The organism is Pseudomonas sp. NPDC096950, assembly GCF_044762525.1.
Taxonomy (GTDB): Bacteria; Pseudomonadota; Gammaproteobacteria; order Pseudomonadales; family Pseudomonadaceae; genus Aquipseudomonas.
The window spans coordinates 92,062-110,519 of record NZ_JBIWEL010000013.1 but is presented as its reverse complement, the minus strand read 5'-3'; the positions used below and the strand labels follow the sequence as shown (position 1 = coordinate 110,519).

General features: G+C 60.4%; 15 protein-coding genes. 6 read left to right on the top strand and 9 right to left on the bottom strand.

Annotated features, from left to right (window positions below; translation table 11 throughout):
* Positions 1-50: 50 nt before the first annotated feature.
* Entirely contained in the window at positions 51-923 is an 873-nt protein-coding gene (locus tag ACIQY3_RS20175) for a LysR family transcriptional regulator (protein ID WP_403022563.1), read from the bottom strand.
* Positions 924-992: 69 nt separating this feature from the next.
* Between ACIQY3_RS20175 and ACIQY3_RS20170 the strand changes: the two genes are divergently transcribed.
* Positions 993-1,937 carry a DMT family transporter gene (locus ACIQY3_RS20170; protein ID WP_403022560.1) on the top strand — a complete coding sequence of 315 codons (945 nt, stop codon included), beginning with the start codon at positions 993-995 and terminating at the stop codon, positions 1,935-1,937.
* Between the two features lie 265 nt (positions 1,938-2,202).
* On the top strand, positions 2,203-3,279 hold the full coding sequence (gene hppD / locus ACIQY3_RS20165; protein ID WP_403022557.1) for a 4-hydroxyphenylpyruvate dioxygenase: 1,077 nt from the start codon (positions 2,203-2,205) through the stop codon (positions 3,277-3,279).
* Positions 3,280-3,459: 180 nt separating this feature from the next.
* Here hppD and rarD read toward each other — a convergent pair whose 3' ends face one another.
* The 3 genes from rarD to ACIQY3_RS20150 all read right to left on the bottom strand — a co-directional run bounded on the left by rarD (position 3,460) and on the right by ACIQY3_RS20150 (position 7,190).
* The gene (gene rarD, locus ACIQY3_RS20160) at positions 3,460-4,341 is read right to left on the bottom strand and encodes an EamA family transporter RarD (RefSeq protein WP_403022554.1); all 882 of its coding nucleotides are present in this window, start codon (positions 4,339-4,341) and stop codon (positions 3,460-3,462) included.
* A 330-nt stretch (positions 4,342-4,671) separates the two neighbouring features.
* Positions 4,672-5,685 (bottom strand): aldo/keto reductase, encoded by a 1,014-nt coding sequence (locus ACIQY3_RS20155; protein WP_403022551.1) that lies wholly within the window; start codon positions 5,683-5,685, stop codon positions 4,672-4,674.
* 194 nt (positions 5,686-5,879) lie between these two features.
* Positions 5,880-7,190: an MFS transporter gene (locus ACIQY3_RS20150; RefSeq protein ID WP_403022547.1), complete on the bottom strand. Its 1,311-nt coding sequence runs from the start codon at positions 7,188-7,190 to the stop codon at positions 5,880-5,882.
* A gap of 170 nt (positions 7,191-7,360) precedes the next feature.
* Here ACIQY3_RS20150 and ACIQY3_RS20145 point away from each other — a divergent pair, with 170 nt between their 5' ends.
* The 4 genes from ACIQY3_RS20145 to ACIQY3_RS20130 all read left to right on the top strand — a co-directional run bounded on the left by ACIQY3_RS20145 (position 7,361) and on the right by ACIQY3_RS20130 (position 12,923).
* Positions 7,361-8,473: a sugar diacid recognition domain-containing protein gene (locus tag ACIQY3_RS20145; protein WP_123508231.1), complete on the top strand. Its 1,113-nt coding sequence runs from the start codon at positions 7,361-7,363 to the stop codon at positions 8,471-8,473.
* Positions 8,474-8,696: 223 nt separating this feature from the next.
* Complete coding sequence (locus ACIQY3_RS20140) at positions 8,697-9,839, top strand: glycerate kinase (RefSeq protein WP_403022540.1); 1,143 nt, start codon at positions 8,697-8,699, stop codon at positions 9,837-9,839.
* Between the two features lie 230 nt (positions 9,840-10,069).
* Positions 10,070-11,695, top strand: coding sequence for a methyl-accepting chemotaxis protein (locus ACIQY3_RS20135; protein WP_403022537.1), 1,626 nt, complete (start codon positions 10,070-10,072; stop codon positions 11,693-11,695).
* A 40-nt stretch (positions 11,696-11,735) separates the two neighbouring features.
* A complete protein-coding gene (locus ACIQY3_RS20130) occupies positions 11,736-12,923 on the top strand; it encodes a pyridoxal phosphate-dependent aminotransferase (RefSeq protein WP_403022534.1) in 1,188 nt (395 codons plus the stop codon).
* 145 nt (positions 12,924-13,068) lie between these two features.
* Here the strand turns inward: ACIQY3_RS20130 and ACIQY3_RS20125 are convergent, their stop codons facing one another.
* From ACIQY3_RS20125 to ACIQY3_RS20105, 5 genes are all read right to left on the bottom strand, one after another.
* On the bottom strand, positions 13,069-14,046 hold the full coding sequence (locus ACIQY3_RS20125; protein ID WP_403022531.1) for an NAD(P)-dependent oxidoreductase: 978 nt from the start codon (positions 14,044-14,046) through the stop codon (positions 13,069-13,071).
* Between the two features lie 21 nt (positions 14,047-14,067).
* Positions 14,068-15,366: an MFS transporter gene (locus tag ACIQY3_RS20120; protein ID WP_403022526.1), complete on the bottom strand. Its 1,299-nt coding sequence runs from the start codon at positions 15,364-15,366 to the stop codon at positions 14,068-14,070.
* A gap of 45 nt (positions 15,367-15,411) precedes the next feature.
* Positions 15,412-16,446: a sugar kinase gene (locus ACIQY3_RS20115; RefSeq protein ID WP_403022522.1), complete on the bottom strand. Its 1,035-nt coding sequence runs from the start codon at positions 16,444-16,446 to the stop codon at positions 15,412-15,414.
* Positions 16,439-17,221, bottom strand: a complete 783-nt coding sequence (locus ACIQY3_RS20110; RefSeq protein WP_403022520.1) for a sugar phosphate isomerase/epimerase family protein — start codon at positions 17,219-17,221, stop codon at positions 16,439-16,441. The genes ACIQY3_RS20115 and ACIQY3_RS20110 overlap by 8 nt, the downstream gene beginning before the upstream one ends.
* A gap of 154 nt (positions 17,222-17,375) precedes the next feature.
* On the bottom strand, positions 17,376-18,401 hold the full coding sequence (locus tag ACIQY3_RS20105; protein ID WP_403022517.1) for a LacI family DNA-binding transcriptional regulator: 1,026 nt from the start codon (positions 18,399-18,401) through the stop codon (positions 17,376-17,378).
* Positions 18,402-18,458: the final 57 nt, after the last annotated feature.

Sequence of the window (18,458 nt, the reverse complement as noted above, 5' to 3'; positions counted from 1 at the left end):
AAAGAGTTGAGTCAGTGGCCATGATAGATGGCCGTTTGTGCTTGTGCTGCTCAGCGAAAACTTAGTTTTGAGGCCAGTTCGATAAAGGCCAGCGTCGCCGGGGATGACTGGCGCCGATCCAGCACGGCCAACCCGACCTGGCGTTTGACCGGTGGCGACAGCGGTCTTTTCACATAGCGGCGATCGTTGTCACTCGGTAACGAGCCTTCAGCGACGACGGTGAGGGCTGCGCCACGCCCTACGGTGTTCAGGGTGCTGAGCAATTGCGAACAGCGAAAACGAATATTCGGCGTCAGCCTGGCGGCGTTGAACAGCCGGGAAACCAGCTCCGAAGAACCGGCCTCGGTCAGCACGAAAGGGTCATGACAAAGGTCCTGCAAACTCAAACTTTCGTTCACCGTCAGCGGATGATCGGCGGGTAGCAGCGCCACCATCTGGTCCTCGATCAGCTCAAACGTGTCGAAACGTTCCTCGGGCAGCACCACAAAACCCACATCGATACGCCGCTCTTCCAGCCATTGAATCACCTGGCGATCCGGGCCTTCGTCGATATGCACTTCGATGCCGGGATGAGCCGCGCGAAATGGCTCCAGGATCATCGGCAGCAACTTGATCGAGGAGGTCGGGCCGAACGAGCCAATGCGCAGCGTCCCGCGTTTCATCCCACGGGCATCGGCGGCTTCCTGGCGCAACGTATTGGCCAACCCGAGCATCGCCCGGGCGCGCAGCAATAGTTGCTGACCAATATCGCTGAGTTCGACCTGGGACTGATGCCGGCGCAATAACTCGACGCCCAGTTCCTGTTCCAGCGACTTGAGCGCATGGGAAACCGCCGATTGCGAAATCCCCAGGCGATTTGCCGCCGCCGTGAAGCCATGAAGCTCGGCCACCAGGGAGAAAATTTCCAGTTGGGTCAGGGTCATGAGCATTTACTCATTTTACGATGATCAGGCATTAGCTCAATGATACGTCATCCGTTCTTCTGGTGACTTATGAATAGCTATGAACACAGTCTGGCAAAACCGTCGGATGTCCCGGTTTATTTGAAATTGGCAGCGGTGACGATGATATGGGGCGGGACCTTCGTGGCCGGGCGATTTTTGGCCGACAGTCTGAGCCCATTGTTTGCCGCGAGCCTGCGTTTCTTGCTCGCCAGCCTGGCGTTGCTGATGTTTGTACTGCTGGCCCGCGTGCCGCTGGTGCGACCGAGCCTGCGGCAATGGCTGCAATTAACGCTGCTGGGGTTCTTCGGGATTTTCTTCTACAACCTGTGCTTCTTTTATGGGTTGCATTTCATCAATGCGTCCCGGGCGTCATTGATCGTGGCGCTGAACCCGGCGGTGATCGGCCTGGCCTCGTGGCTGCTGTTCAAGGAACGCTTGAGCCGGGGGAAAGTGGCGGGGATTGCGATATGCATCGTCGGGGCGGGGCTGGTGATCGTCAGTCGTAACCCGCAATTACTGGCGGCCAATGCCGACGCGTGGATCGGCGATCTGCTGATCTTCGGCTGCGTGTTGAGTTGGGGCGTTTACTCGCTATGTTCCAAAGGGCTGAATCAGACGCTGGGGCCCGTACAAACGGTGACCTATTCGATTCTACTGGGCACGGTGATGCTCTGGACGACCAGCGCGTTGCGTGGCGAGTTGAGCGTCGATGCGCTCGTCAGCCTGGGTCCGCAGCAGTGGCTGAGCCTGATGTACCTCGGTGTACTCGGCTCGGCACTGGCCTACATCGGCTATTACGAAGGCATCCGCAAAATCGGTGCGACCCGTTCCGGCGTGTTCATTGCCTTGAATCCGCTGACTGCCGTGATCCTCGGCGCGTTGCTGCTGGGCGAGCAACTGACGATGGCCATGTGCCTGGGGGGCGGGCTGATTCTGGCGGGGATTTACCTGTGCAACAAACCGCTTGCGCCGGCCACGAAAAAGGGGATTTGATACAGAAGGCGGACAAACCGTTTTACGCTGTGTAGAATCGGTTTACGCATACAATAATAAACGTCTTCTGGCAGCAGAAGCCTCGCCCGCAAGAGCCTTGGGTCGACAATGAAGAGTTTTGGGTTTCAATTGATCTACGGTGACTTCCTCGCCCGCAGCGTTCGGGGCATCTCCTGTGCGCCACCCGCCAGTCTCAGCATTGCTAGCAACTAACGATCCGTTAATTCAGCCGTTAATTTCAAATGCAGATGATGAGGCGCCAACCATGGCAGATTTATACGAAAACCCAATGGGCCTGATGGGCTTTGAATTCATTGAGTTCGCATCGCCGACCCCGAACACCCTGGAGCCGATCTTCGAGATCATGGGCTTCACCAAGGTCGCGACCCACCGTTCCAAAGACGTGCACCTGTATCGCCAGGGCCAGATCAACCTGATCCTCAACAACGAACCCCACAGCGTCGCTTCCTACTTCGCGGCCGAACACGGCCCGTCGGTGTGCGGCATGGCGTTCCGGGTCAAGGATTCGCAAAAAGCCTACAAGCGCGCCCTCGAACTCGGCGCCCAGCCGATCCACATCGAAACCGGTCCGATGGAGCTGCACCTGCCGGCGATCAAAGGCATCGGCGGCGCGCCGCTGTACCTGATCGACCGTTTCGGCGAAGGCAGTTCGATCTACGACATCGACTTCGTGTTCATCGAAGGCGTGGACCGCAATCCGGAAGGGGCGGGCCTGAAGATCATCGATCACCTGACCCACAACGTGTATCGCGGGCGCATGGCCTACTGGGCCAACTTCTACGAGAAGCTGTTCAACTTCCGCGAGATCCGCTACTTCGACATCAAGGGCGAATACACCGGCCTGACCTCCAAGGCGATGACCGCGCCGGATGGCATGATCCGCATTCCGTTGAACGAAGAATCGTCCAAGGGCGCCGGGCAGATCGAAGAGTTCCTGATGCAGTTCAACGGCGAAGGCATCCAGCACGTTGCGTTCCTCAGCGACAACCTGATCGATACCTGGGATCGCCTGAAGAAAATTGGCATGCGCTTCATGACCGCGCCACCGGAAACCTATTACGAAATGCTCGAAGGCCGTTTGCCGAACCACGGCGAGCCGGTGGATCAACTGCAAATGCGCGGGATTCTGCTGGACGGTTCTTCAGATTCGGGCGACAAGCGTCTGCTGCTGCAGATCTTCTCGGAAACCCTGATGGGGCCGGTGTTCTTCGAATTCATCCAGCGTAAAGGCGATGATGGTTTCGGCGAAGGCAACTTCAAGGCGTTGTTCGAATCGATTGAGCGGGATCAGGTGCGTCGTGGTGTGCTCGCGACAGAGTAAGCCGTTTCAGCTGTAAAAAAGCCCGGTCAGCAGCAATGCTGACCGGGCTTTTTATGGGTGTATACAAAACCAATGTGGGAGCGGGCTTGCTCGCGAAGAGGCCGTGTCAGTCGCCATCAATGTTGACTGATACGCCGCCTTCGCGAGCAAGCCCGCTCCCACAGGTTTTTTGCGCAGACTTTAAGGTCGGCGACTGCGCATCATGTGTTTGAACCCTTCAAACACCAGCACCACCACCGCCAACCAGATCGGAATATAAGTCAGCCATTCCCCGGGCTTGATGCTTTCCCCCAGCAACAACGCCACGCCCAGCAACAGCACCGGTTCGACATAACTCAACAGCCCGAACAGGCTGAACGGCAACAAGCGGCTGGCGATGATGTAGACCACCAGTGCCGAAGCGCTGATCAACCCGAGTACAGGGATCAGCAGCGACAGCCACGGGTATTGGTCGAACACGCCGAAGCCTTGGGCGCCACCCCAGACAAACCAGAACGCCACGGGCAGCATCAGCGTCATGTCCAGCCACAAGCCGCCGAGGTTGTCGGTCTTCAGCCATTTGCGCAACACGAAGTACATGGGGTAACCGACCACCACCAGCAAGGTCGCCCAGGAAAAACCGCCGACCTGATACAGCTCGTTCAGCACACCCAGGGTGGCGAAAAACACCGCTACTTTTTGCAAATAGGACAAACGCTCGCCGTAAGCGATTCGCCCGGTCAGCACCATCGACAGCGGCAACAGGAAATAGCCCAGCGACACATCGAGGCTGTAGCCGTTGAGCGGTGCCCACATGAACAGCCAGAGTTGCAGTCCCAGCAGCGTCGCCGACACGATCAGGGCCGCCAACAACTTCGGCTTGCCGCTCAGGCGCTTGAGGATCTCCACCGCGCGCCGCCATTCGCCGGACACCAGCATGAACACGGTCATGCAGGGCACGGTCAGCAGCATCCGCCAGCCGAAGATTTCTACGCCGCTCAAGGGAGTGAGCAGCGAGGTGTAGTAATACATGACGGCAAACAGCACCGAGGCTGTGACCGATAGAGCGATACCTTTAGACAAACTGTCCTCGCGAGGTTGAAGGTGAAACGGGGGGCGGAGGATACGTGGTTTTCCAGATGAATATTGACCGTTCAATCAACACCGACCGAATGTGGGAGCGAGCCTGCTCGCGAAGACGGGCTTTCAGCCAACATTGATGTTGAATGTTAGACCGCTTTCGCGAGCAGGCTCGCTCCCACATTTGATCCTTGTCACCTACAAGATTTGCAATCAACACAAAACCCCTGTGGGAGCGGGCTTGCTCGCGAAGAGGCCCTGTCAGTCGACATCTGAATTGCCTGACACACCGCTTTCGCGAGCAAGCCCGCTCCCACATTGGGTAGGATTTCTTCAGGTAGTGCGGGGTTTACGTCCGGACACGAAGTGGCTCACGTCATTGAACCCCGGTGTCGAGGAATGCCCCGGCTTCACCAGCGAATCGATGAACGCCTCGTCTTCCGCCGTGATTTTCACCGCTTGCGCCTTGGTGTAGGCATCCCACTGTTCTTCGGTGCGGGGGCCGACGATGGCGGAGGTGACGGCGCTGTTGTTGATCACCCAGGCAATCGCGAATTCAACGATGCCGACGCCGCGACCCTGGGTGTATTCCTGGATCTGCTGGGCAATGCGCAACGACTCCACGCGCCATTCGGTTTCGAGGATGCGTTTGTCCTGGCGCCCAGCGCGGCTGTTGGCGTCAGGCTTCACATCCGGCGCGTACTTGCCGCTGAGCACACCACGGGCCAACGGGCTGTACGGGACAACGCCCAGGCCATAAGCATGGGCTGCAGTGATTTGCTCGGTTTCAGCCTGGCGGTTGACGATGTTGTACAACGGCTGGCTGATCACCGGTCGATCAACGCCCAGCTTGTCGGCCACGCGAATGACTTCGGCAATGCGCCAGCCACGGTAGTTGGACAGGCCCCAGTAACGGATCTTGCCCTGGCGAATCAGATCGCCAATGGCCGAAATGGTGACCTCCAACGGCGTGTTGTGGTCCTCGCGGTGCAGGTAATAGATGTCGACATAATCGGTACCCAACCGCGTCAGGCTGGCATCGATGCCGTTGAAGAGGTGCTTGCGGCTCAAGCCGCTGCGGTTCGGAACGCCGTCCGCCGGGCCGAAGCCGACTTTGGTGGCGAGTACCCATTCGTGGCGATTGCCAGCGACGGCTTCACCGACGATTTCTTCGGAACGACCACCGGTGTAGACGTCAGCGGTGTCGATGAAATTGATGCCCTGGTCCCAGGCCTTGTCGATGATCCGCAGGGAATCTTCGGTGCTGGTCTGTTCGCCGAACATCATGGTGCCCAGGGTCAAGGTGGACACCTGCAGACCCGAATGACCCAATGTGCGGTAGCTCATGACGAAATCCTTTTGCCGATGGGAAAGGCGTCAATCAAATACCAAAAGGACAGCCGGGAGCAACCGCAATTATCGACTCGATCCAATGTGGGAGCGGGCTTGCTCGCGAAAGCGGTGAGTCAGTCAATATAAATGTCGACTGACACGACGCCTTCGCGAGCAAGCCCGCTCCCACAAGGGGAACAGCGGTGGACTCAGGCGCGCAGGGTGCGGGTCATGCGCAGTGCCAGCACGCTCCCGCACACAATCACACCCGCCAGCAGATACAACGCCGCATCGGTCGAGCCGGTGCTGTCCTTGACCCAACCGACCAGGTACGGGCTTAGGAAACCGGCCATTTGCCCCATGGAGTTGATCAACGCCAGACCACCCGCCGCCGCACCCGCGCTGAGCAGGGCGGTCGGCACCGGCCAGAACATCGGCAGGCCAGTGAGGGCGCCCATGGTGGCGATGGTCAGGCCGAGAATCGCAATGGCCGGCGTGGTAGCGAAGTTCACTGCGATCAACAGCCCCGCCGCGCCCATCAGCATCGGCACCACCAAGTGCCAGCGCCGCTCTTTGCGCAGATCCGCCGAACGACCGACCAGCAACATGAACACCGCCGCCAGCAGGTATGGAATCGCGCTCAACCAGCCAATCACCAGGTTATCGCTGAAGCCCAGGTTCTTGATGATCGACGGCAGCCAGAAGTTGATCGCGTAAACGCCGCTCTGGATGCAGAAATAGATCAGGCCAAACGCCCAGATCGCCGGGTTTTTGAACACCGCCGCCAGCGAATCGGTAGTGGTTTTCGGCTTGTTGGCCAGGTCTTCAGCGTGGTCCGCTTCCAGTACTTCACGCTCGAACGGCGTCAGCCACTTGGCATTGGCGTAGCTGTCGCTGAGCAGGAAGTAGGCGAGGGCACCGAGGATCACCGTCGGAATCCCTTGCAGCAAAAACATCCACTGCCAGCCTGCCAGACTCGCCTGGCCTGCGCCGAAGTGGTTGAGAATCCAGCCAGAGAACGGGCTGCCGAGCAGACCGGACACCGGGATCGCCGACATGAACAGCGCCATGATGCGACCACGGCGGAACGTCGGGAACCACTGCGAAAGATAGAGCACCACGCCCGGGAAGAACCCGGCTTCGGCCGCGCCGGTGAACAGGCGCAAGGTATAGAACTCAGTCGGGGTGGTGACGAACAGCAGGCACGTCGAGAGCGAACCCCAGACGATCATCATCAATGCGATCCAGCGCCGTGGCCCGAACCTGGTCAACGCCAGGTTGCTTGGTACGCCGCACAGCACGTAGCCGATAAAGAAGATCCCGGCCCCGAGGCCGTACACGGTTTCACTGAATTTCAGCGCGTCGAGCATCTGCAACTTGGCGAATCCAACGTTCACCCGGTCGAGGTAGTTGAACAGATAGCAGATGAAGATGAAGGGGATCAAACGCAGGGTAATGCGTTTGTAGACGGCGTTTTTCTCGTCAACGATGGCCTGGGTAGCGGCGGCGCTCTGTGACATGGCGGGCTCTCTCTTTATTATGATTTTTTGCGATGCAAAGGGTAACGTTGATCGCCCTGTGAGTCTCGGCCACCCCTTGGGTGATTGTCTTTGTGCCTGAGCACAGGGTTTGTCACCAAGGCCTGTGCGGGTGAACAACCCGTCCCACCTCGTTTTCAAGGATCTGTCCCATGTTTGAACTCGATCACGACCTGGCCCAGGACATCGTCGACCGGGCCATGGCCATCCTGCCGTACAACGTCAACGTCATGGACAGCCAGGGATTGATCCTGGGCAGCGGCGAGCCCGAGCGGATCAACACCCGCCACGAAGGCGCGCAACTGGTGCTGGCCAACGGTCGGGTGGTGGAAATCGACGCACAAACCGCGATTCACCTCAAAGGCGTGCAACCGGGGATCAACCTGCCGTTGTTGCTCGATCAGCGGCTGATCGGCGTGCTCGGCATCACCGGCGAACCGGAACAGCTGCGCACCTACGCCGAACTGGTGCGCATGACCGCCGAAATGCTGGTGGGCCAGCGCAATCAGCAAGCCGAACAACAATGGCGGCGCCAGCGTTGCGATGATTTGCTCGCGCTGCTGCTGACCGACGCCGGGGATTCGCCGCGTCTGGTGGACGAAGCGCAACAACTGGGGCTCAAGCCGCAACTGACACGGGTGCCGTATCTGTTCGAACTGGGCCTGGAGCACGGGCCGGGGCAGACCGTCGAAGCACTGAGTGCCTGGTTGATCAGTCGTTACCCCGACAGTTGGTGCGTCAGTTCCGCCAAGTCGTCGCTGCTGTGGTGTCGCCCGGCGAGCCAGGCGATTGAGCATGAACGACTGCTTGAAAAACTCGATGGCCTGGGCTGGAACATTCTGCGCATCGCCGTCGGTGGGCAAGCCGATGGATTGCCGGGTTTGCGCCGCTGCTATCGTCGGGTCGGGGATTTGCTGGCCTATGGGCGCGATGTGCTGCCGCGCTCGCGGTTGCTGACGCTGAACCGTTATCGGCTGCCGGTGATGCTTTGGCGGCATCGCAACGATGATGCATTGGATGAACTGCTCAAGCCGTTGCGCAAAGTCATCGCCAAGGATAGCAACGGTCAGCTGCTGGCGACCCTGCGCAGTTGGTGCGATCACGATGGGCAGAGCCAGGCCTGTGCGGATGCGCTGGGGATTCATCGCAACAGTCTGCGTTATCGCATGGAGCGGATTGCCGAGTTGAGTGGGGTTGACCCGTTGCGGCTGGATGGGATGTTGGCGCTTTATCTGGGGGTGCAGTTGCTGCCGCAAACCGACTAGAGAGTGGTGGTGATTCACTGACGCCTTCGCGAGCAAGCCCGCTCCCACAGGGGAAGGCATTCCAAATGTGGGAGCGGGCTTGCTCGCGAAGGGGCCATCCCTGACACCCTCCATACTGCCTTTGTATAAATGAACAACAAACACCACCCCCGCTTGTGCAGCGGACCGGCGTCAGCGCTCCGGGCAACTGGCAGCATGGAGGCATTGGAACTGGAGAATTCACATGAAAGTCGTCATCGCCCCCGATTCGTTCAAGGACAGCCTGAGTGCCCAGGGCGTAGCCGATGCCGTTGCGCTGGGGTTGGCTGAAGTCTGGCCGAACGCGCAATTGGTCAAATGCCCGATGGCTGATGGTGGGGAAGGGACGGTCGAGTCGATTCTGGCGGCGTGCGAAGGCGAACTGCGCCGCACGCAGGTGCGCGGTCCGTTGGGCGTCACCGTCGACGCCGCGTGGGGTTGGTTGCCGCACAATCACACGGCAATCATCGAAATGGCCGAGGCCAGCGGCTTGCAATTGGTCCCGCCGGGGCAACGCGATGCCTGCATCAGCAGCACCTATGGCACTGGCGAGCTGATCCGCGCCGCACTTGATGCCGGCGCGCAACGGGTGATCCTGGCGATTGGCGGCAGCGCCACCAATGACGCGGGGGCCGGAGCGATGCAGGCCTTGGGCGTGAAACTGTTCGACGCGCAGGGGCAGGTTCTCGCACCGGGCGGATTGGCGTTGGCACAACTGGTCAACATCGACCTGAGCGAAGTCGATCCGCGTCTGAACGCGGTGCGCTTCGACATCGCCGCCGACGTCAACAATCCACTGTGTGGCCCCCACGGCGCGTCGGCGATTTTTGGTCCGCAGAAAGGTGCGTCACCGCAGCAAGTCCAGCAATTGGATGAAGCGCTTGGGCACTTCGCCGATCTTTGCGCGCAGGCGTTGAATAAAGACGTGCGCGACGAACCCGGCTGCGGTGCGGCGGGTGGCCTGGGTTTTGCGGCCAAGGCGTTTCTCGGCGCCCGATTCCAGGCCGGCGTCGAAGTGGTCGCGGAGCTTGTGGGCCTGGCTGAAGCGGTCAAAGGCGCGGATCTGGTGATTACCGGTGAAGGCCGTTTCGATGCCCAGACCTTGCGCGGCAAGACGCCGTTTGGTGTAGCACGGATTGCTCGTCAGCAGGGTGTGCCGGTGATTGTTATCGCCGGGACCTTGGGTGAGGGCTATCAGGAATTGTACGGGCACGGGATTGATGCGGCGTTTGCCCTGGCGAGCGGGCCGATGACGCTGGAGCAGGCATGTGCCGAGGCGCCGCGGTTGTTGCGGGAGCGGGCGAGTGATATTGCGCGGGTTTGGCGGATGGCCGCCCGTAACGCCTGATCTGCGTAGCCGCTGTCGAGCAGCGCTCGACAGCTGCTACAACACCCCTAACCCCTTGAAATATATTTCCACTTCCCCTGCAAAAAACCTCAAGTCCAGCCGATAACCCCAATAGGCGCGCACAAACCAATTACAACAGTGGCGCCAAGCTGATCCGGCCGGCCTGTGCGCCTGCCCGACAGCGATTACGGCACGGATGCTTCGACGCTCACCCACCCGAGAATCATCCTATGTCCCTGCGTAATCTGAATATCGCGCCTCGAGCGTTCCTGGGTTTTGCTTTCATCGCCTTGCTGGTGATTGTGCTGGGTGTGTTTGCGGTCAACCGCATGTCGATCATCCGCCAGTCCTCGGTCGACATGGGCAGCACCCAACTGCCCAGCGTGAGTTTCCTGGGCAATGTCACCGAAAATATCCTGCGTATGCGCATTCTCTCGTTCCGCATTCTGGTCAACCGCGAGCCGGCCAGCCTGCAGGAAGCCGAAACCCGCATTGGCGTGCTCACCGACAAGGCCCGCAAGGCCCAGGCCGCCTATGCCGAGTTGCCGGCCGGTCCGGATGAAAAGGCGCTGTACAAGGTGTTCAGCACCACCCTCGACAATTACATGCAAGCCCAGCGCGAGATGATGGACCTGTCGCGCCAGAACAAAGTCGATGAGATGCGTGCCTTGATCAACACCCGGATCAAGGAAGGCACCGACCTGATGGGCGAACAGCTCAACAAACTGGTGGCGTTCAACACTGACGGCGCCAAAGCGGCCGGGCTTGTTGCTGAAGACAATTACCAGACAGCGGTGAACGGCATCATCGCGGTGTCGGTGGTGGCTGCGCTGATGACCGTACTGCTGGCCTGGCTGCTGACCCGCAGCATCGTCACGCCGTTGAACCGCGCTGTGCAGGCGGCCGAAACCATTGCCGGTGGCAACCTGACCAAAACCATCGAAGTCGACGGCAAGGACGAAGCGTCCCGTTTGCTGGGCGCCTTGTCCGCCATGCAGGACAACCTGCGCAAAACCATCGAGCAAATCGCCGGCTCCGCCACCCAGCTGGGGGCTGCCGCCGAAGAGCTCAGCACGGTCACCGAAGAAGCCTCCCGTGGCCTGCAAAAACAGAATAACGAAATCGAACAGGCCGCCACGGCGGTGAATGAAATGACCGCCGCCGTGGAAGAAGTGGCGCGCAACGCGGTGTCGACGTCCGAAGCCTCGAACCAGTCGACCCAAGCGGCGCGCGAAGGTCGCAACCGTGTGGTGGAAACCGTTGACGCGATCCAGACCATGACCCACGACGTGCAAAACACCTCGGTGATGATCGAAGGCCTGGCGGCCCAGGGACGTGACATCGGCAAGGTATTGGACGTGATCCGCGCCATCGCCGAACAAACCAACCTGCTGGCCCTCAACGCCGCGATCGAAGCTGCCCGTGCCGGTGAAGCCGGGCGTGGTTTTGCGGTGGTGGCGGACGAGGTTCGGGCATTGGCCCATCGCACCGCGCAATCGACCCAGGAAATCGAAAAAATGGTCGCCGGGATTCAAAACGGCACCGGCGAAGCGGTGTCCTCGATGCAACAAAGCAACCAGCGCACCCAAAGCACCCTGGAAATGGCCCGCGCCGCCGGTGTCGCTCTGGAGCAGATCACCCAGTCGATCCACCTGATCAACGAGCGCAACCTGGTGATCGCCAGCGCCTCCGAAGAACAGGCCCAGGTGTCTCGCGAAGTGGACCGCAACCTGGTCAACATTCGCGACCTCGCCACCCAGTCTGCGGCCGGCGCCAACCAGACCAGCGCCGCCACCCACGAACTGTCGCGATTGGCGGTGGATTTGAATGCGATGGTGGCGCGTTTTGTAATTTGAGATAGGGTTGAGACTGGAGCACGCGCGACAGGAGAAGTACATGCGCTATTCAGCCTTGACCCAACGCATTGCCGGTGACGGAGCGGCAGCCTGGCAGATTCATGATCGAGCGCTGGAGATGCGCGAGCAGGGGGTTGATGTGCTGCTCCTGTCGGTGGGCGATCCGGACTTCGACACACCCAAGCCTATCGTCCAGGCGGCCATCGACAGTTTGTTGGCCGGCGACACTCATTATTCGGACGTGCGCGGCACCCGGGCGCTGCGCACCAGCATTGCCAGCCGTCATCGGCGACGCAGTGGTCAAGCGGTGGATGCCGAGCATGTGATCGTGTTGCCGGGGGCGCAATGTGCGGTGTACTCGGTGGCGCAGTGCCTGCTCGATCCGGGCGATGAGGTGATCGTCGCCGAACCGATGTATGTCACGTATGAAGGCGTGTTGGGTGCCTGCGGCGCCAAAGTGATGCCGGTGGCGGTACGTCCGGAGAATGGTTTTCGGGTGGATCCGGTGGATGTCGCGGCACTGATCACACCCAGGACTCGCGTGATCCTGCTCAATAGCCCGAACAATCCTTCCGGCGCCAGCCTGTCCTTGAAGATCTGGCAGGAACTGGCGGCGCTGTGCGTTCGTCACGATTTATGGCTGATCAGCGACGAGGTTTACAGCGACTTGCTGTACGAAGGCGAACACATCAGCCCGGCGAGTTTGCCGGGTATGGCCGAGCGCACCGCGACCCTCAACAGTTTGTCCAAATCCCACGCCATGAGCGGCTGGCGGATCGGGTGGGTGATCGGTCCCAAGCCCCTGACCGAACACCTGGTGCACCTGTCGCTGTGCATGTTGTTTGGTATTCCGGATTTCGTGCAGAAAGCCGCGCAAGTCGCGCTGGACCGGGATCTGCCGGAAGTGGCGCAAATGCGCGAGGAGTACCGCCAGCGCCGGGATCTGGTGTGTGCGCGGTTGAGCAATTGCCTGGGCGTCCGCCCGATCAAACCCGATGGCGGGATGTTTGTGATGGTCGATGTGCGCCAGACCGGGCTCTGCGCCCAACGGTTTGCCGAGCGGTTGCTGGAAGGCTATGGCGTATCGGTGCTGGCGGGTGAAGCCTTTGGGCCGAGCGTGGCGGGGCATATCCGGATTGGCCTGGTGGTGGATCAGGTAAAACTGGCGGATGCGTGTCGACGGATTGCGCTGTGTGCGGCGGATCTTCTGGAAGCGCGGCGGGCCTGAAAGATTTGCAGTGTTTGGGCCGGCCTCTTCGCAAGCAAGCCCGCTCCCACAAGGGATCTTCAGTGGACACAAATTTTGTGTATGACCGAGATCCACTGTGGGAGCGGGCTTGCTCGCGAAGACGCCCTCACAGGCGGCAAATGGCTCAGGCCTTCCACGCCCCAACATTCACCAGATTCACCGGCCGCTCACCCGCCAACGCCATCAGCAGGTTGTCCACCGCACAACGGGCCATCGCTTCCCGCGTTTCATTCGTCGCCGAGCCAATGTGCGGCGTTGCCACCACATTGTTCAACTGCATCAACGGCGAATCATGGTTCAGCGGTTCACGCTCGAACACATCCAGCCCGGCGGCGCGAATCTGTCCTTCACGCAGGGCCCGGATCAACGCCGCTTCGTCCACTACCTTGCCCCGGGAAATATTGATGAAGATCGTTTCCGGGCGCATCAAGGCAAACTGTTCGGCGCCGATCAAGCCTTCGGTTTCCGCAGTCAACGGCAAGGTAAGGCAGACGAAATCCGCCTCCTGCAACAGCGTCGACAAGCTGCGGTATTGCGCATCGAAACGCTGCTCCACCGCCGGTTTCGGCGAATGGCTGTGATAGATCACCGGCATGCCAAAACCGAAATGCCCGCGCTGGGCCAGCGCTTCGCCGATGCGGCCCATGCCGATGATGCCCAGGGTTTTACCGTGCACATCAGTGCCGAACTGCGCTGGGCCGATGTTGCGATGCCAATGACCGGCGCGAACCATGTTCGCCAGTTCCACCACGCGCCGCGCGGTGGCGAGGATCAACGCGAAACCGGTGTCGGCGGTGGTTTCGGTGAGTACGTCCGGGGTGTTGCTGAGCAGGATCCGTCGTTCGGTCAGGTAATCGATGTCGTAGTTATCGACGCCCACCGAGACGCTGGCAATCGCTTCCAGATTTGGCGCCAGATCGAGTAATGCCGCGTCGAGTTTCAGGCTGGCACCGAGCAAGCCGTGGGCCCGGGGCAGGGCAGCACGCAACTTGGCGAGTCCTTCGGCATCGAGGCTGTCGATCAGGGTCACTTCAACCTGTTCATGCAAACGGGCCATCAGCAACGGCGAGAGTTTCTTGTACAGCACAACCTGCTTCTTCATCGTCATCGTCTCAACTTCAATTCATGGGTGAGCGGGCACCGGCCGTTTTACAGCGGCGTTGGCCACGACCCGGTCACTGGCGCCGGGCTTGAGGAAAATCGTCAGCACCACCGAAAGCATCAGCGCGCCGCTCATCAACAGATACGAAGCGCCGGGCGAACCGGTGGTGCTGTTCAGGTAACCGACCAGATAGGAACCGCCAAACGAGCCGAGGGCGCCCATGCTGTTGATCAGCGCCATGGCGCCACCGGCAACATTGGCGGGGAGGATTTCCGGGACGATCGCAAAGAACGGCCCGTAAGGCGCATACATGCAGGCCCCGGCGATCACCAGCAAGGTGTAGGACCACCAGAAATGCTCCGCCCCCAAGGCGTAGGAACCATAGAACGCAATCGAAGCGATCAACAGCGGTGGCCAGACGAAGCGTTTGCGCTTCTGCAATTTGTCCGAGCCCCAGGACACCGCGAGCATGCCGATCACCGCCGCCAGATAAGGCAACGCCGACAGCCAGCCGGCTTCGACCATGTCCATCTGCAAACCGGCCTTGAGGATCGACGGCAGCCACAGCACGAAACCGTAGACGCCAATGCTCCAGCAGAAAAACTGCAAGGCCAGCACGATGACTTTCGGCGAGCGGAAAGCTTCGGCGTAGTTCTTCACCGCTTTGATGCCAACCTGTTCGGCGGCCAGGGCGCTTTCCAGATCCTGTTTCTCCTGGTCGCTGAGCCACTTGGCTTGCGCCGGCCGCTCATCAGCCAGACGCCACCAGATAAACGCCCAGAGCACCGCCGGCAACCCTTCGACGATAAACATCCAGCGCCAGCTGAAATGCTGCACCAGATACCCGGACACCACCGACATCCAGAGCATGGTCACCGGGTTGCCGAGGATCAGGAACGTATTGGCCCGGGAGCGTTCGGCACGGGTGAACCAGTGGCACAGATAGACCAGCATCGCCGGCATCACCGCGGCTTCGACCACGCCGAGCATGAAGCGGATGACGATCAGCCAATAGGCGTTGGAGACGATCCCGGTCAGGGTGGCGAGGCCGCCCCAGAGGATCAGGCTGACGAAAATCAGTTTCTTCACGCTGTGCTTCTGGGCATAGATCGCCCCCGGCACCTGGAAGAAAAAGTAGCCGAGGAAGAACAGCGCACCGAGCATCGACGACAGGCCTGGGGTGATCATCAGGTCTTCGGCCATCCCGGAGGCGGCGGCGAACCCGTAGTTGGCGCGGTCCAGGTACGCCAGGCTGTAGGTGATAAACACGATGGGCATGATGTACCACCAGCGGCGGGCGGCGAGTGTTGCGGTTTTCATGATGGTGCTCCTGAGCTTGTTGTTTTTGTCGCAGCAGGTAACGGTCTAAATCTTCACTGACTGGGCGGGCCTCTTCGCGGGCAAGCCCGCTCCCACTGGTGAACGCATTCCAATGTGGGAGCGGGCTTGCTCGCGAATGGCGGTTTCAAATTCAGCCGATAATTCAGGTCGAGTGGGCAACCCCTCCATATCCCCCCGACTCTGCACCGCACGGCTGCCAATCCAGTTGGCGCGCTGCACGGCTTCGGCAAAACTGAGGTTTTCCAGCAAAGCGCTGATCATGCCGACGGCAAAGCCATCGCCAGCGCCCACTGTATCCACGACGGTTTGCACCGGCACGCCAGCCACAAACCCCTGATCCAGATGCGTGCGGTAATAAGCCCCGTGGGGCCCGAGCTTGATCGCCACCGCTTCCGCCCCTTGATCGAGGTAAAACGCCGCGATGTCCGCCGGGTCTTCAAAACCGGTGAGCAAGCGACCTTCGCTCAACCCCGGCAGCACCCAGTGGGCGAGGGCGGCGAGGCGGTTGATCTCGGTGATCATCTGCTGCTCGCTGGCCCATAGGCTCGGGCGCAGGTTCGGGTCGAAGGACACACTGCGTCCGGCCTCGCGCATGCGGGTCATCAATTCAACGGACATTTCCCGGGCGCTGGCGGAGAGCGCCGGTGGAATGCCGGTGGCGTGCAAATGCCGGGCGTTCAACAGTTCGGCAGTGATTGATTGCACCGACAAGTGACTGGCCGCCGAACCACGACGGAAATACTCGACCACCGGATCGCTGCCATCGTCGGTGCGGGACTTGAGCTGAAAACCGGTTGGATGCGCCGAATCGATAGCGACATTGCGGCAGTCGAGGCCTTCTTTCTCCAGCGTATCGATCACGAAACGCCCCAGGGAATCAGCCCCGACCCGGCTCAACCAGGCAACGTTGAAGCCCAACCGCGACAGTCCGATCGCCACGTTGCTGTCGGCGCCGGCAATGCGTTTGTGAAACTGCCCGACCGCCGCCAGATCACCGCTCTGCTCGGCCACGAACATCGCCATGGTTTCGCCGAACGACAGGATATCGATCTCAGACATGCGCGTTCTCCAACCGTGATTGACCGAGGCGGGCGAGGGCGGCGACGTGTTCGGTGGTCAGTTGCACCAGGTCGTTGCCTTGCAGCGGATATTCCGCCGCCCGCATTACGCCTTGGGCCATGTGCCGCAGCAGTTGTTCCCACAGATGCAGGTCGGCGGCGCTCGGCGGCATCGCCACCAGTTTGCCGTCGGCCCGGCGCGCCACCGCTTTGCAATGCACATAACCGACATGCCGGCCAAGCGCACGTGCGGCGGTGGCGGCGGACTGGTCCTGCCATTGCCAGTTGCCGATGTCGAAAGTCATCTTGATCGGCAGGTTGTGCTGCTCGACGTCGGCGAAGAAACGCTGGAACGGCTCGATGCGCCCGCCGTGCAAGGTCTGGTCGTTTTCCACCAGCAGATGCACGGGGCTCTGGGTCAGCAACCGGGCCAACGCTTGAAGATCGTTATTGTCGGTGAAATAACCGAGGGAGACTTTCAGCCACTTGGCGCCGAAGGCCTGGGCCCGTTGCAAGGTCGGGAGCAGTTCGGGATTGGGTCTCGATTGACCGGCCCGCCACAGTTCCATGGGCGAGGAATACACACTTTCCAGGCCTCGGGCTTGAGTGGCGTCGGCCAGTTGCGTCGGTTCTTCATGAGTCAGTAGCTCTTCGCGCCATTCAATGCGCGTGGCGCCGGCGGCGGCCAACAGATCGACGAAACTGCCTTGGCCGCGCTGACGGACCAGATCGGCGCCGTAGCTCGACAGGCTGATGGAAACGGGTGGTTTATTCATTGTTATCTACCTCTGAAACCGGTTTCATTTTTGTTCAAAAAAAAGGATCGACTGTTGCGGTGTTCTTTAGGGCCTCTTCGCGAGCAGGCTCGCTCCCACAGGTGAACGCATTCCAAATGTGGGAGCGAGCCTGCTCGCGAAGAGGCCCGCACAATCACCGCAAATTCCCAACGGTAGACCCACGCACCACCAACCGTGCCGCAAAATCCACCGTCCGCACTGCCCCGACATCCCCACGCAAACGCTTGAGCAAACACTCAAACGCACTCGCGCCAATCTCCGCCGTCGGCTGGGCGAGGGCGGTGATCCCGCTGCCCACCAACGGATACCAATCCAGATCATCCAGGGCAATCAGCCCGATATCCTCGAACAGCTTGCAGCCCAGCTCGCGCAACGCATGGGTGCTGGCCAGCGCAGCAATACCGTTGGCACAGAACAACGCTTTTGGCCCCGGGCCGGGGGCGTCGAGGAAGGTTTTCAAATGTGCAGTCAGGTCGCTGCCAGTTTCGATCACGGCCCCTTTTAGCGCCGAACGCTGCGAGATCTGCGCGTTGAAACTGCTTACCCGCTCAATCCGCGAACTGGTGCCGTCAAACGGTTCAGTCACCAGCAACACATCGCGGTAACCGCGTTCTTCCAGATGGGCGAGGGCCATTTCAACGGCGGCCGGATTATCCAGGCCCACCAGATCACTCTCGAGCTGCTCGACCTTACGGTCCACCAACACCAGCGGCATTTCCCGATGCAGTTCGCGCAGTTCATCGCGGTGATGGCCCAAGGTATTCACGATCAAGCCTTCGATGTTGTACGAGCGCAACAGCGCCAGGTGCTGGCGTTCCTGCTCGTCGTCGCGATCAGTGTTGCACACCACCAGGCTGTAGCCGTGGCGCCGGCACGCGGTTTCCACGCCATGCATCACGGCAATCGAATAAGGGTTACGGATATCAGCCACCAGCATGCCGATCAGGCGGGTTCGCCCGCGTTTGAGGCCACGGGCCATCTGGTTGGGGCGGTAGCCCAACTCGCTGATGGCCTGCTCTATGCGCTGGGCGATGGCATCGGAGAGCAGGGTGCGGTCGTCACCGATAAAGCGCGACACGCTGGCCTTGGACACGCCGGCGTGTTTGGCAACATCGAGCATGGTGACGCGGCTGCGCTGGGCGGCGGAGAAATCGTTCACGGTGGTGGACCTTATTTTTCTATACCTTCGAAACAAGCTTATGAAACCGGTTTCAGT

What these genes read in the sequence shown, in the direction of transcription:
- ACIQY3_RS20175 (WP_403022563.1), bottom strand. Translation starts at nt 923, where the DNA reads ATGACCCTGACCCAACTGGAAATTTTCTCCCTGGTGGCCGAGCTTCAT.
- ACIQY3_RS20170 (WP_403022560.1), top strand. Translation starts at nt 993, where the DNA reads ATGAATAGCTATGAACACAGTCTGGCAAAACCGTCGGATGTCCCGGTT.
- hppD (WP_403022557.1), top strand. Translation starts at nt 2,203, where the DNA reads ATGGCAGATTTATACGAAAACCCAATGGGCCTGATGGGCTTTGAATTC.
- ACIQY3_RS20155 (WP_403022551.1), bottom strand. Translation starts at nt 5,685, where the DNA reads ATGAGCTACCGCACATTGGGTCATTCGGGTCTGCAGGTGTCCACCTTG.
- ACIQY3_RS20150 (WP_403022547.1), bottom strand. Translation starts at nt 7,190, where the DNA reads ATGTCACAGAGCGCCGCCGCTACCCAGGCCATCGTTGACGAGAAAAAC.
- ACIQY3_RS20145 (WP_123508231.1), top strand. Translation starts at nt 7,361, where the DNA reads ATGTTTGAACTCGATCACGACCTGGCCCAGGACATCGTCGACCGGGCC.
- ACIQY3_RS20140 (WP_403022540.1), top strand. Translation starts at nt 8,697, where the DNA reads ATGAAAGTCGTCATCGCCCCCGATTCGTTCAAGGACAGCCTGAGTGCC.
- ACIQY3_RS20135 (WP_403022537.1), top strand. Translation starts at nt 10,070, where the DNA reads ATGTCCCTGCGTAATCTGAATATCGCGCCTCGAGCGTTCCTGGGTTTT.
- ACIQY3_RS20130 (WP_403022534.1), top strand. Translation starts at nt 11,736, where the DNA reads ATGCGCTATTCAGCCTTGACCCAACGCATTGCCGGTGACGGAGCGGCA.
- ACIQY3_RS20125 (WP_403022531.1), bottom strand. Translation starts at nt 14,046, where the DNA reads ATGAAGAAGCAGGTTGTGCTGTACAAGAAACTCTCGCCGTTGCTGATG.
- ACIQY3_RS20120 (WP_403022526.1), bottom strand. Translation starts at nt 15,366, where the DNA reads ATGAAAACCGCAACACTCGCCGCCCGCCGCTGGTGGTACATCATGCCC.
- ACIQY3_RS20115 (WP_403022522.1), bottom strand. Translation starts at nt 16,446, where the DNA reads ATGTCTGAGATCGATATCCTGTCGTTCGGCGAAACCATGGCGATGTTC.
- ACIQY3_RS20110 (WP_403022520.1), bottom strand. Translation starts at nt 17,221, where the DNA reads ATGAATAAACCACCCGTTTCCATCAGCCTGTCGAGCTACGGCGCCGAT.